This window comes from Duganella sp. BJB476 (assembly GCF_003416895.1).
GTDB lineage: Bacteria > Pseudomonadota > Gammaproteobacteria > Burkholderiales > Burkholderiaceae_D > Rugamonas.
Genome location: NZ_QVIO01000002.1, coordinates 395,713 through 408,330, shown reverse-complemented (window position 1 = coordinate 408,330; position 12,618 = coordinate 395,713). Strand labels below are relative to the sequence as shown.

General features: G+C 63.0%; 14 protein-coding genes. 8 read left to right on the top strand and 6 right to left on the bottom strand.

Annotation, left to right across the window (positions count from 1 at the left end):
- Window positions 1-2 precede the first annotated feature (2 nt).
- Both D0T21_RS11320 and D0T21_RS11315 read left to right on the top strand, forming a co-directional pair.
- A complete protein-coding gene (locus D0T21_RS11320) occupies window positions 3-2,258 on the top strand; it encodes a molybdopterin cofactor-binding domain-containing protein (RefSeq protein WP_116994399.1) in 2,256 nt (751 codons plus the stop codon).
- Complete coding sequence (locus D0T21_RS11315) at window positions 2,255-2,473, top strand: hypothetical protein (RefSeq protein ID WP_116989747.1); 219 nt, start codon at window positions 2,255-2,257, stop codon at window positions 2,471-2,473. The genes D0T21_RS11320 and D0T21_RS11315 overlap by 4 nt, the downstream gene beginning before the upstream one ends.
- Window positions 2,474-2,567: 94 nt before the next feature.
- Here D0T21_RS11315 and D0T21_RS31680 read toward each other — a convergent pair whose 3' ends face one another.
- From D0T21_RS31680 to D0T21_RS11300, 4 genes are all read right to left on the bottom strand, one after another.
- Entirely contained in the window at window positions 2,568-3,155 is a 588-nt protein-coding gene (locus D0T21_RS31680) for a hypothetical protein (protein WP_147328091.1), read from the bottom strand.
- Window positions 3,156-3,325: 170 nt separating this feature from the next.
- Window positions 3,326-4,210 (bottom strand): LD-carboxypeptidase, encoded by an 885-nt coding sequence (locus D0T21_RS11310; RefSeq protein ID WP_116989748.1) that lies wholly within the window; start codon window positions 4,208-4,210, stop codon window positions 3,326-3,328.
- Window positions 4,211-4,412: 202 nt separating this feature from the next.
- On the bottom strand, window positions 4,413-5,030 hold the full coding sequence (locus D0T21_RS11305) for a YdeI family protein (RefSeq protein WP_116989749.1): 618 nt from the start codon (window positions 5,028-5,030) through the stop codon (window positions 4,413-4,415).
- Between the two features lie 92 nt (window positions 5,031-5,122).
- A complete protein-coding gene (locus D0T21_RS11300) occupies window positions 5,123-5,887 on the bottom strand; it encodes an SDR family oxidoreductase (RefSeq protein ID WP_116989750.1) in 765 nt (254 codons plus the stop codon).
- Window positions 5,888-6,084: 197 nt separating this feature from the next.
- On the opposite strand from D0T21_RS11300, the gene D0T21_RS11295 reads away from it, so the two are divergent.
- On the top strand, window positions 6,085-6,471 hold the full coding sequence (locus D0T21_RS11295) for a lysozyme inhibitor LprI family protein (RefSeq protein WP_116989751.1): 387 nt from the start codon (window positions 6,085-6,087) through the stop codon (window positions 6,469-6,471).
- Window positions 6,472-6,544: 73 nt separating this feature from the next.
- The gene (locus D0T21_RS11290; protein WP_116989752.1) at window positions 6,545-7,609 is read left to right on the top strand and encodes an MBL fold metallo-hydrolase; all 1,065 of its coding nucleotides are present in this window, start codon (window positions 6,545-6,547) and stop codon (window positions 7,607-7,609) included.
- 12 nt (window positions 7,610-7,621) lie between these two features.
- Here the strand turns inward: D0T21_RS11290 and D0T21_RS11285 are convergent, their stop codons facing one another.
- Complete coding sequence (locus D0T21_RS11285; RefSeq protein WP_116989753.1) at window positions 7,622-8,050, bottom strand: co-chaperone YbbN; 429 nt, start codon at window positions 8,048-8,050, stop codon at window positions 7,622-7,624.
- 97 nt (window positions 8,051-8,147) lie between these two features.
- Between D0T21_RS11285 and tsaB the strand changes: the two genes are divergently transcribed.
- The 4 genes from tsaB to D0T21_RS11265 are packed head-to-tail and all read left to right on the top strand — an operon-like array spanning window position 8,148 to window position 11,260.
- Window positions 8,148-8,849: a tRNA (adenosine(37)-N6)-threonylcarbamoyltransferase complex dimerization subunit type 1 TsaB gene (gene tsaB, locus D0T21_RS11280; protein WP_116989754.1), complete on the top strand. Its 702-nt coding sequence runs from the start codon at window positions 8,148-8,150 to the stop codon at window positions 8,847-8,849.
- Entirely contained in the window at window positions 8,846-9,316 is a 471-nt protein-coding gene (gene rimI / locus D0T21_RS11275) for a ribosomal protein S18-alanine N-acetyltransferase (protein ID WP_116989755.1), read from the top strand. The genes tsaB and rimI overlap by 4 nt, the downstream gene beginning before the upstream one ends.
- Complete coding sequence (locus tag D0T21_RS11270) at window positions 9,313-10,239, top strand: uracil-DNA glycosylase (protein WP_116989756.1); 927 nt, start codon at window positions 9,313-9,315, stop codon at window positions 10,237-10,239. Before rimI ends, D0T21_RS11270 begins: the two co-directional genes overlap by 4 nt.
- Window positions 10,232-11,260 (top strand): DUF1853 family protein, encoded by a 1,029-nt coding sequence (locus tag D0T21_RS11265; RefSeq protein WP_373886665.1) that lies wholly within the window; start codon window positions 10,232-10,234, stop codon window positions 11,258-11,260. The genes D0T21_RS11270 and D0T21_RS11265 overlap by 8 nt, the downstream gene beginning before the upstream one ends.
- A gap of 7 nt (window positions 11,261-11,267) precedes the next feature.
- Here the strand turns inward: D0T21_RS11265 and lplT are convergent, their stop codons facing one another.
- Window positions 11,268-12,530, bottom strand: coding sequence for a lysophospholipid transporter LplT (lplT, locus tag D0T21_RS11260; RefSeq protein ID WP_116989757.1), 1,263 nt, complete (start codon window positions 12,528-12,530; stop codon window positions 11,268-11,270).
- Window positions 12,531-12,618 lie beyond the last annotated feature (88 nt).

Below are 12,618 nucleotides of genomic sequence, written 5' to 3'. Positions count from 1 at the left end.
TAATGAGAACGCGCAGGCGCTTTATTTTCGGCGGCGTGGCCGCAGTCGGCGCGCTGGTGGTGGGCTGGGGCGTGCTGCCGCCGAGGCAGCGTTTGCATGCTTCGCATCCGATGCAGCTGGGCGCTTCGATCGCGCTCAATGGCTGGGTCGCCGTGGCGCCCGACGGCACGGTGAGCGTGGCCATGGCGCGCAGCGAGATGGGGCAGGGCGTGCATACCGCCTTGCCGATGCTGGTGGCGGAAGAGATGGACGTGCCGCTGTCGGCGGTGCGGCTGGTGCAGGCGCCGGCCGATAAAATCTACGGCAATATCGCGATGCTCAAGGACGGCTTGCCGTTCCATCCGGACGATAACGGCAACCTGAAAGCGGCGGTCAGCTGGACCGTCGGCAAGGTGGCGCGCGAGCTGGGGCTGGTCATCACCGGCGGTTCGTCCAGTGTGAAGGATGCGTGGCAGCCGATGCGCGAAGCCGGCGCCGCCGCGCGCGCGATGCTGGTTGCCGCCGCCGCCAAACAATGGAATGCGCGCGTGGAAGACTGCCGCACCGAAGACGGTTACGTCATCCATGCCGACGGCCGTCGCCTGGCCTACGGCGCGCTGGCGGTGGCCGCCGCCACTGCGGCGCCGGGCGAGATCCGCCTGAAGGCGCCCAAGGATTTCAAGCTGATCGGCCGCGCGCAGCCGCGCCGCGACACGCCGTCCAAGGTGAACGGCACGGCGCAGTTTGGCCTCGACGTGCGTCCCGAGGGCATGGTGTATGCGGCGGTGCGCATGTCGCCGGTGATCGGCGGCACGGTCGCCAGCGTCGATGCCAATGCGGTGCTGAAGATGCCGGGTGTGATGCGGGTGGTCGATTTTTCCAGCGCGCTGCCGCCCAGAACCGGCGCCGGCGCCGGCGTGGCGGTGGTGGCCAAGACCTGGTGGCAGGCCAAACAGGCCGCGCTGGCCTTGCCGGTGCAGTGGGCGACCGACGAGCGGGCCAAGATGTCGAGCGCCGCCATCTACGCGGAGTTCGCGGCCCGGCTGGATGCGGAATCGGGCCACGCCTACTACAAGGACGGCGACATGGACGCGGTGGAGGGCAAGGTCGCCGGCGTCTCCAAGACCCTGACGGCGGAATATCGCGCACCCTATCTGGCGCATGCGGCGATGGAGCCGGTCAACTGCACGGCGCAGATCAAGGACGGCTACGTATACCTGTGGGCGCCGACGCAGTCGCCAGGTTTTGCGGTGGAGACGGCGGCGAAGGTGGCCGGCGTCTCGGCGGACAAGGTAATGCTGGTCGTGACGCTGCTGGGCGGCGGCTTTGGCCGGCGGCTGGACGTGGACATGGTGGCGCAGGTGGTTGCGCTGGCCAAGGAGACGCGCGGCTTGCCGGTGCAGATGATCTGGTCGCGCGAGGACGATACCACGCACGACGTGTATCGCCCGGCGGCGCTGGCGCGCTTCAGCGCCAGTCTGGATGCGGCGGGCAATGTGCTGGGCTACGATAACAAGTCGGCCAGCGGTTCGGTGTCGCACCAGTTCTTCAAGCGCAACCTGGGTTTGCCGGCCGGTGGGCCGGACAAGACCACGGCCGAGGGCGAGTTCGATATGCAGTACGAGTTCGCCAACCAGCGAATCCGCCATGTGATCGTCGACAGCCCGGTGCCGCTGGGGTATTGGCGTTCGGTCGGGCATTCGCACAATGCGTTTTTCAAAGAGAGCTTTATCGACGAGCTGGCGCATGCGGCGGGCAAGGATGGCGTGGAATTCAGGCGCGGCTTGCTGAAGCGGCACCCGCGCCATCTGGCGGTGCTGGATGCGGCGGTGGCCAGGGCCGGCGTGGCGCCGGCGGGGCGCGCGCATGGCGTGGCGCTGCACCAGTCGTTCGGCACCATCGTCGCGCAGGTGGCGGAGGTGTCGGTCGAGGGCACGGAGATCCGTGTGCACCGGGTGGTGTGCGCGGTCGATTGCGGCATCGCCGTCAATCCCAATATCATTGCGCAGCAGGTGGAATCGGCGGTGGTGTTCGGGTTGTCGGCGGCCTTGTTCGGAGCCGTGACGATCAAGGACGGCAAGGTCGAGCAGACCAACTTCCATGATTATCCGGTGCTGCGCATGAACCAGGCGCCCGAGGTGGAGACCATCATCATGCCGAGCGCCGAGCATCCCGAAGGCATGGGCGAACCGGCCACGCCGCCGATCGCGCCGGCGGTGGCCAACGCGGTGTTCAAGCTGACCGGCAAGCGCCTGCGCAGCCTGCCGCTGACGCTGTGAAGGAGCTGCGCTTCAAAGTGTTCGGCCGGCTGATCGCCATCAGCGGCGGGGAGGGCGCGTGGCGAGCGTTTTACTTCGGCGCCGAAGGCAAGCGCCGCCCGGCGGATTTCGTTGTGCCTGGCGAGCTTGCGGAGCATGAGCTGTGCGAGTACCTGGCCGATCTGTTCCACGAAGACGCCACGCCGCGCAATCACTCGGCGGCGCAAATACCCTAGCTGGCAATCGGGTCGTCGCTGAAGCATGGGACTCAAATTTGAGTTGGCACGTCACGTCAAGCGACCGACAGCAACCGCCCCATAGCGGACCACGCTAAACCTGAAAATAATCGATCCTTCGCAGCCAGGTTCGGGCCGGCAGTGGAAGATTAATGTTTATTTTTTTCTGCCAAATTTCATCGAAAATTGAAACTAGCTCTTTTGCCTCACCATCAGGAAGGCCAGCTCCACCTTCTCGCCGTTCAACATTCTCGTCAAAGAGCGACAAACCCCACACGGGATGAATAACAGAAATACTTGGAATGGCATGTGGCGCCGCCCATATTTCGTTTGCTTTCATGAGAATTTTATATTCCTCGTCATTCGTAAGCAATTGGCTTTCGACTGCTGGCGCACCCCAGTTTCCCGATATTCGGTCTATAAGAACCGAAACATGCTTAAGCGTATGAGTATCAAGATCAACAATCTTCCATGAGGCATTTGATGAAAAAAGAGCTCCGGTGCTGATGACAATGCCTCTGCGTGGCCGTGATACAGGAATTTCGAGATCCGGGCAAGGATCACAAATATTAAGTTTCGTTGGGGCATAGACCGCGTTATCGACAGCCTTAGCGATCGGTAGTCGGGCCAACAACAACACCAAGAAAAGTAAAGTCGCTTTCGCGCAGTCTAGGCGAGCCATCCACTCTCTCCACTCATTTTTCCGGACTTACCCAATGACCGCTTGTGGCCGAACTCGGCCGACGGCGTTCAGGATAGCAGCTTGCTTATCTGCAAAACTCACGAATTCCCACTTCAGGCTAAAGCCGCTCCATAGCGGTAATGATGACTTTATGCTGACAGGCTATGAGCTTATCTGGGATGGATAGAACCATCGCGCAGCGTCACCTGCTCACCATATTTCCAAGTCAGGTTACGTGCACCATGTCCAACCCCAATGTCCTTGACGACCGGTATGTCAAGCGGTTCCAGCAAATCAACGAACACGTCGTTCAAAGTGAAGTCTGCATTTGCCGGTAACATACAACGAATAAATTCACCAAGTGCAATACCCTTGACGCCGTTCAGAAATCCACTGGCGCGCAACTGGACGAGCGTTCGGTCGATTCGGTAGACATCGCCGAGAATGTCTTCTAACAGGAGAATGGCCCCTTCGGCGCGGACCGCCCACGGCGTACCCGCAATGCTGGCGAGGATAGACAGGTTGCCGCCCATTAGTGGCCCAGTGACCGTTTCCTTGGGACCACACAGGTGCGTACCAAGCATGGCTGACCGATCCGTCCCGGCCAGCATCGCATAAACGCTTTGTTGCGTTTCTTTATCGGTATCGGTGGCCAAGGACGCCACCATCGGGCCATGCAGCAAGTTTGTATGGCCCCTATTTGTCAGCGCACAAAAGAGCGATGTCGCATCCGAGAATCCGATGACGATTCGGTCCTTCGGCAAGTTGTCCGGCAAGTCGGGAATGCAATGGACGCAACCATATCCACCCTGTGCGAGCCATACAGCATCGATCTGCGGATCGGACAACGCCCACAGCAAGTCTTCAGTCCTTTGCTGCGCCGTGCCTGCGGTGTAGCGGAAACGCGTGCGCAAGTTATGGCCCTCCACGACTTGGAAGCCCCAATCGCGTAGCCGCGCCATCCCGTGCTCGACCTTTGTCATGTCCGGCGCACTGGCTGGCGCGATGACTGCAATAGTTGCGTTCTTTCTTAACATCACGGTCAACTCTTTCATCACAGGCTAGGCGATAGCGCCGGGAATTTCTGCTTACGATTACAAAATACCGCGCTGCTTACTTCGGATGCGGCACATATAGCAAACCTTGTGGGTGATCTTGTTGCGAGGTAGAGCCTTGCTAGGCCACGAGCACTTGTTTGACTCCGACGGGCCACTGCTGGCCGCTTGCGTTCGTCACCTCGATGATTAGCCCCTTCACTTATGTCGCATCCTCGACCGCTTTGCTCCGCTTCTTAGCCATGATCGGATGAGGCGTCTCATGCCGAGCCAGCATGGCTGCGTACTCCTGTGCCTTGCGTACTTTGGTCTCGGGCTTTATTGCTGTCTGCACCCGGAACAACACTGTATAGCGGTTTTGCGAATTGAGCGTGGCGAAAAATTCGGCTGCCCCGGGGTGGTCAGCGAATGCTGCATGAAGTTCGGGCGGCACGCTCGCCATGCTAGCCGATTCGTATGCTGCATCCCATCGACCATCTTTTTTCGCTCGCTCGATTTCAGCCAGGCCGCTCGGCTGCATCTTACCCTCCTCGATATACCTCAGCACCTTCTCGCGATTGACCTTGGACCATAGACTGCGTGGGCGACGCGGTGTCCAGCGCTGCAAATAGTGATGGAGGTCGAGCGAACGCTTCTGGCCGTCGATCCAGCCGAAGCACAGCGCAACTTCCAATGCCTCTTGATAGCTTACGCTAGGGACCGGACTCCCTTTCTTCGCGTGCTGCAGCCACACCCCGTCGGAGCTATCGTGGTGCGCTGCCAGCCACTGCGCAAACGCTCCCTGGGATGGGAACAGCATCGTTTCAACATCTGCTGCCATCGAATCACTCCTATCTTGTTTTGAGTCCGACTTCACTCTAACCTAAATGCACACGCATGAGGAGTGTTGACGTAATCACTTGGCGGTGCAGATCACGTCCGGTTGACAGATGCGCCGCCGTCCACCCTCAGGCTCGATCCGGTGGTGAAGCTTGATGCGTCGGAGGCCAGATAGAGCGCCGAACGGGCGATTTCTTCTGGTAGTGCCAGCCGCTTGAGCGCGTGCAGGCCTTCGACGAAGGCGCGTGCTTCGGGTGTGTTGGCGGTGGCGCGGCCCATCGGCGTGTCGGTGCCGCCTGGTAGCAGCGCGTTGGCGCGTATGCCGTGGACGCCATATTCGACGGCGATGACCTGCATCAGACCGATCAAGCCGGCCTTGCTGGCGGCATAAGCGCCCATTCCAGGGAAGCCGATCGTGCTGCCGACGACGGTCGAGGTAAAGATGATGGAACCGCCGCCGCGCTTGATCATGGCCGGCAGCTGATATTTCGCCCCGAGGAAGGCGCTGGTCAAATTGGTGTCGAGCGTGGACTGCCAGGTGCCGATGGAAGTGTCGGACGCCGGTGCGGTGTCGCCCGTTGTGCCGGCGTTGTTGAAGGCGATATCGAGCCCGCCGTAGCGGCCGACGGCCGTTTCCACCAGTGCGCGCGCCAGATGTTCGTCGCGGATGTCGCCGGCGACGGCGATCGCCTCGCCGCCATCACGTTCGATGTCTGCGACCAGCGCATTGAGTTCGGCCTGGCGGCGCGCAGTCACGACTACCTTGGCACCTTCACGCGCAAATAACCTGGCCGTCTCGTAGCCGATGCCCGAACTTGCGCCGGTGACGATCGCCACTTTTCCTGATAACTGATGCATGGAGTTTTCCTTCTGCTGAAGTGATAGAGAGGCTTCAGCATAGGGATGCGGCGGATGGCGTGCTACCCGTTTCTTGCCAGAGAATTGAAGCGCGCCGGCATTGAAGTGGTGTGACAATCCGCGCACCTTCTGACGACGCGAAATGCTATCCTCCCGCATCCTGCCGCACTGGGTGGCAGTTAAACAGGAGGCCGTTGATGCGTCGTATTTTAATAGCTGCTCTTGGCGCTTTGCTCCCGGTCTGCGCGCTTGCCCAAGGCCACGATCCGTGTGATACCCCGCGTGGCACGCCCGAGGTGAATCAGTGCGCCTTGCAGAAATTTGAAGCCAAGGATAGGCAACTGAATGCGGTATATCAAACTGTACTCAAGCAGCTGGCGTCCTACGACAACGGTGCGGCCATGAAGAAGCTGCTCGTTGTGTCGCAACGAAAATGGGTGGAGTTCCGCGACGCCGACTGCGTGGCCAGGCAGAGCCTCTATCAGGGCGGCACTGGCGGCGCTGAAAGCTATCACGATTGCATGACGAAACACACCGAGCAACGAATCAAGGAGCTGCAACCTGATTCCTGGCAGGCAGGTTGACCCGCACCACTTGCGCAGCACCGGGCAAGCAGACTAAGCTTAGGCTTGATTGATATTTTAGAATGCCGCCATCATGATTTTTCGTCAGCTTTTCGATCCGACTTCCTCCACCTACACCTATCTGCTGAGTGACAGCGGCGAGGCGCTGCTGATCGACCCGGTCTACGAGCAGGCTCCGCGCGACCTGGCGTTGTTGAAGGAGCTGGGCCTGCGCCTGCTGGCCACGCTGGATACGCACGTCCACGCCGACCACGTGACCGCCGCCTGGCGCCTGCATCAAAGCTGCGGCAGCCGCATCGCGCTGGCGGAAGCGGCGGGCGCCGAACTGGCCGACCGTCCGCTGCGGCATGGCGACCGCATCGATTTCGGCAGCCGCCATCTGACGGTGCGGGCCACGCCCGGCCACACCAACGGCTGCCTGACCTTTGTGCTGGATGACGAGAGCATGGCCTTCACCGGCGACAGCCTGCTGATACGCGGCTGCGGCCGCACCGATTTCCAGCAGGGCAGTCCGCAGCAGTTGTTCGCTTCGGTGCGCGAGCAGATCCTGTCGCTGCCCGAAGTTTGCCTGCTGTATCCCGCGCACGATTATCGCGGCATTACCGTGACCAGCGTAGCCGAGGAACGGCGCTTCAATCCGCGCCTGGGCGGCGACGTGGACGAGGGCGACTTCGCCGGGCATATGAACAATCTCCATCTACCGCATCCGAAGCTGATCGCCGTGGCGGTGCCGGCCAATATGCGCTGCGGCCAGCCGGAGGGCAATGCCCCTGTGCCGGAAGTGCCGGCCTGGGCGCCGCTGACCTTGCGCTTCAGCGGCGTTTGGGAAATCGAGCCGATGGCGCTGCTGGAACATGCGGCCGGGGTGCAAATCGTCGACGTGCGCGAGGCGCCGGAGTTCATCGACCAGCTGGGCCATCTGGAGGGCGCGCGGCTGGTGCCCTTGTCGCAGCTGATGGACCGCGTGGGCGAACTGGACCGCGAGCGGCCGGTGGTGGCGGTATGCCGCTCGGGCGTGCGCTCGGCCCAGGCCAGCGTGCTGCTGGCCAAGGCCGGCTTCAGGCAGGTCGCCAATCTGGCCGGCGGCATGCTGCGCTGGAAATCCGAGGCGCTGCCGGTGGCATCCGACAGCGTTTAACGGATCAGATGTTCAGGCCTGCGCGTTGCGCATCAGCGTGCGCAGGTTGCAGTCGGCTTGCCAGCGGCGGCGTTCTTCGCTGCTGACGGTCAGTTCGGCCAGCTCGGCGTCGCTGAGCGCCGACTTGGCTTGCACCAGGCGGTGCGCCAGCGCGGCGTCCGGCAGCATGGTGCCGAAGAAGGCCACCAGTTCGTGGTGCTGGATCAGCAGGGTGGGGAAGTTTTCCACGTCGAGGTCGCCCACCACGTCGGCGTGGTCTTCGATATCGATCCAGACGAAGAACTTGTCCGGGTGGCGTGCGGCCACGTCCTCGAACGTGGCGCGGTAGGTGGCGCAGGTGCCGCACCAGGCCGCGCACAGGCAGGCCACGATCCAGCGGTCGCCGGCCAGGGCGGCGGCGATCTCTGCGCGATTGTCGGAATTCAGGGTCACACTGTGCATGGTATTCGTCAACTAACGGCGGCCTCTGCGCCTAAGGGGCGTATTCTACCTCCCCTCGCGGGGTCGCGCCTGCCAGCGCGGCAGGTTAAAATACGGCATGCCTATCATTCTTGCCATTGAAACATCCTCCGAACTGGCCTCGGTCGCGCTGCTGCGCGGCGAGACCGTCATCAGCCGCGTGTCCTCGGGCGTGCGCACTCATTCGCAATCGGTGCTGCCGATGATACAGGAGCTGCTGGCCGAAGCCGCTATCGCCTTGAAAGACTGCGACGCCATCGCCTTCGGCTCCGGCCCTGGTTCCTTCACCGGCGTGCGCACCGCTTGCGGGATCGCGCAGGGCCTGGCCTTCGGCGGCAACCTGCCGGTGGTGCCGGTGGTGACGCTGGACGCGATGGCGCTGGCCTGCCATCAGCAACATGGCGCCGGCGACGTGCTGGCGGTGCTGGATGCACGCATGGGCGAGGTGTACTGGGCGCAGTACCGGTTCGCGGACGGCGCGGCGCCGCTGGCGGTGCTGCCCCCCGCGCTGTCGGCGCCGGAGGGCGTGCAGCCGCAGGGCGCGCCTGTCGCTTGCGGCAACGGTTTGTCGGCCTATGCCGAGGCGTTTGCCGGCGGCGGCTTTGCCGAGGTGATGCCGCATGCGGCGCAGGTCGCGCAACTGGCGGCGATCGCCTTTGCCGCCGGGGCGACGGTGACGGCGGCCGAGGCGCAACCGCTGTATTTGCGTAACAAGATCGCCTACACCCAGGCCGAGCGGCGCGACATGGCGGCCGCCAAAGCCGCTGAAGGTGGCGCATGAAGCAGATGTGGGACCTGGCGCGGCTGAACTACGAGCCGATGCGGCAAGCCGATTTGAACGATGTGGTGGCGCTGGAGGAGAGCGTTTATCCGCATCCCTGGAGCATGGCCAATTTCGTCGATTCCCTTAGCAGCAACTATGAGGCGTGGGTGCTGCGCGACCAGCATGGCGATTTGCTGGGCTATTTCCTGCTGATGACCATCGTCGACGAGGCGCATTTGCTGAACGTGGCGGTGTCGGCGGAGAGGCAGGGGCAGGGCCTGGGACGGTTCCTGCTGAACCAGTCCGTGGCTTGCGCGCGCGGGCTGGGCATGGCGTCGGTGCTGCTGGAGGTACGGCCGTCGAACACGCGGGCGCTGGAGATTTATGAGCGCTACGGATTTAAACACATCGGTCGGCGCAAGGGCTATTACCCGGCCGCCAATCAACAACGCGAGGACGCAATCGTTATGCGGTTCAGTTTATGAGTCAGACGATAGCCCGCAGTACCGTGTTCCTCGATGAGATGGGCGTGGGCGTGCAATGGAAATTGCGCAATCCCCCTGTTGGCGAGGCGGCGGCCGTTGAGGATGACGTGGCCTTGGAGCCGGTAGTGGTGGCGGCTGAAGTGCCGCCACCATCACCAGAGCCTGTCGCCATGCCGACGCCCGCGCCGATGCCTGTCCCCGTGCCAACGCCTGTGATTGCGGCTGAGCCGACGCCCGCGCCATCGTTCGCCCCCGAGCCGCCTGCTGCGGAAGAACCGCTCGCCATGGCCGACGAAGACTCAAACGCCTGGTTCGACGAGGCGCCGGTACCGGCCCGCGCCGAGCCGGTCAGCGATGCCGCCATCGCCGCGATGGACTGGGCTGCGTTGAAGACCGCTGTCTCCACCTGCACCCGCTGCGCGCTGTGCGATACGCGCCGCAACGCCGTCAACGGCCGTGGCGCCGCCGACGCCAGCTGGATCGCCATCGCGGCCGCGCCGTCGCGCCTGGACGAGAAGGAAAACCAGGCGATCGCCGGCGAGGCGGGGCAGTTGCTGGACAATATGCTGAAAGCCATCTCCCTGAAACCGGAGGCGGATGTCTACGTGACCAACCTGGTCAAATGCCGTCCGTCCGGCCCCGATGGCGCCGACCGCGCACCGAGCGGCGAGGAACTGCTGGCCTGCCGTCCGTTCCTGGAGCGCGAGCTGGCGCTGACCAGCGCGACCATGGCCATGACCTTCGGCCAGTACGCCGCCAAGGGCCTGATGATGGGCCCGGCCGCGCGCGGCCAGGTGATGCGCTACGGCGCCGCCCAGTTGCCGGTAGTGGCCACCTATCACCCGGACGACCTGCTGCGCCGGCCGGAAGACAAGGCCAAGGCCTGGGGTGATCTGTGTCTCGCCAAGGCTGCCCGTGACTAGCCTGCCACCCGCCGCGCCGGCGAACCCGTCCCCTGCGATTGCCAGCGGGACGCTCGCCGGAACCGCACCGGCGGACAGTTATCAGGCACGCTTCGAACAGCGCTGGGGACACCTGACCCGTCCGCACGTGCGGGCGCTGGCCTGGCTGCTCGACGCCCCCGATTTGCTGGACCCGGCTTCGCCGCACTGGCACGGCCGCATCGCCACGCTGGGCGCCATGTCGCCGCAAACGGCCGACTGGCTGACCGCGCTGGAGCAGGATCCGGTTCCGCTGGAAGCCGCGCTGGGCAGCCGTCACTATTCGCGCCTCGGCCTGTATGCGGAAAAGCTGATGGCCTTCTATTTCGCCGAACACGGCAAGCTGGTCGCGCACGGCCTGCAAGTGCGCGCCAGCCGCAACGACACCGTCGGCGAATTCGACTTCCTGCTGCGCGACGGCGACGACCTGGTCCACCTGGAATTCGCCACCAAGTTCTACCTGCTCGATGCGAGCGAAGCCGGCGCCGATTTCAACGGCCTGATCGGCCCTAACCTGGCCGACACGTTGGGCGCCAAGATGCGCAAAATCTTCGACAAGCAACTATCGCTGGCCGACCATCCGGCGGCCCAGCCTTTGCTGCCGCAGCCGGTGGCGCGCGCGCAGGCGCTGGTCAAGGGCTGGCTGTTCTATCCGGGCGGCGAGGGCGCGGAGCCGATGGCGGGCATCTCCCAGCCGCATTGCAACGGCTTCTGGATCACGCTGCAACAGACCGCCGCATTGCAGGGCGAACGCTACACCATCATGCCGCGCCTGCACTGGCTGGCGCCGTTGAAGATGCCGCTGGAGTCGATTTCGATGGACAAGGATGAACTGCTGGCGGCGCTGCACGAGCACATGGTGCAGGTGGCCGCGCCGGTGATGGTGGCGGTGCTGGAGCAGCAGGGGGAATGGCTGGTGGAGCGGCGTCGTGGCTTTGTGGTGCCCGACGATTGGCGCGCGCAAGCCGCGCAGCGCCGCCAGGACGGGGCGCTGCCGGCTTAGACTACGGTCAGTGTTTCAGCTCGCCGATCAGCGCGACCGAATCGAACTCGCGCTGGTTGGCCGCATGCTTGCGCATGATGAAGTACATGGTGCCAGCCAGGAACAGGCCGAACAGCACGATGATGACGTCCAGGTTCAGGTGGCCGCGCAGCATCAGCGAGTACACCGCCAGCATGGTCAGGATGGACAGGTTCTCGTTGAAGTTCTGCACCGCGATCGAATGGCCCGCGCTCATCAGCACGTGGCCGCGGTGTTGCAGCAGCGCGTTCATCGGCACCAGGAAGAAGCCGCCCAGCAAGCCGACCAGGATCAGCAGCGGATAGGCCAGCGCCACCGATTTCACCATCACCATGCTGATGACGATGACGCCCATGGCGATGCCCATCGGGATCACGCTCAGCGATTTGCGCAGCGAGATGAAGCGCGCCGACAGCACCGCGCCCAGCGCGACGCCGATGGCGACCACGCCGACCAGGCTGGTCGATTGTTCATAGCTCAGTTTGAGCGTGCGGTTGGCCCACTCCAGCACGATGAATTGCAGCGTCTGCGCGGCGCCCCAGAACAGCGTGGTGACGGCCAGCGAGATCTGGCCCAGCTTGTCTTTCCACAGCAGGCCGTAGCAGTTGGCGAAGTCCGTGATCAGCTTGATCGGGTTGCGCTCCTGGTGGCCGTAGACGCAGCCGGTGTCCGGGATGCGGGTGTTGAACAGCGCCGCCAGCATATAGATGCCGACCACCACGCACAACGCCGCCTCGGGCGGGGTGTCGATGCCGGTGTCGATCATCGGGAAATCAAAGCCCAGCAGGAAGGACGACACCTGGCCGCCGACCAGCTTGCCGCCCATGACGGTGCCGAAAATAATCGACATCACGGTCAGGCCTTCGACCCAGCCATTGGCGGCGACGAGTTTCTCTGCGGGAAGTAATTCGGTGAGGATGCCGTATTTGGCCGGCGAATACACCGCAGCGCCAAAACCGACCAGCGCATAGGCCAATAAAGGATGGACGTGGGCGAATATCAGCAGGCATCCGCCAACCTTGATCAGGTTGGAGATGAACATGACCTTGCCCTTGGGCATCGAGTCGGCGAAGGCGCCGACAAATGCCGCCAACAGCACGTAAAAGAGCGTAAATGAGAGCTTCAGCAGTGGTGTGATCCATGCTGGGGACTTCATTGTTACCAGCAGGTCGATCGCAACAAAGAGCAGCGCATTATCCGCCAGTGACGAAAAAAATTGCGCTGCCATAATGGTATAGAAACCACGATTCATTCTGGGGTGCCTGAAAACTTATCTGGCTTGCTTTATACCATGCTTTGATCGTATCCCCAAGAATTGAGCCGTGCAGTTAGCTGGCTAC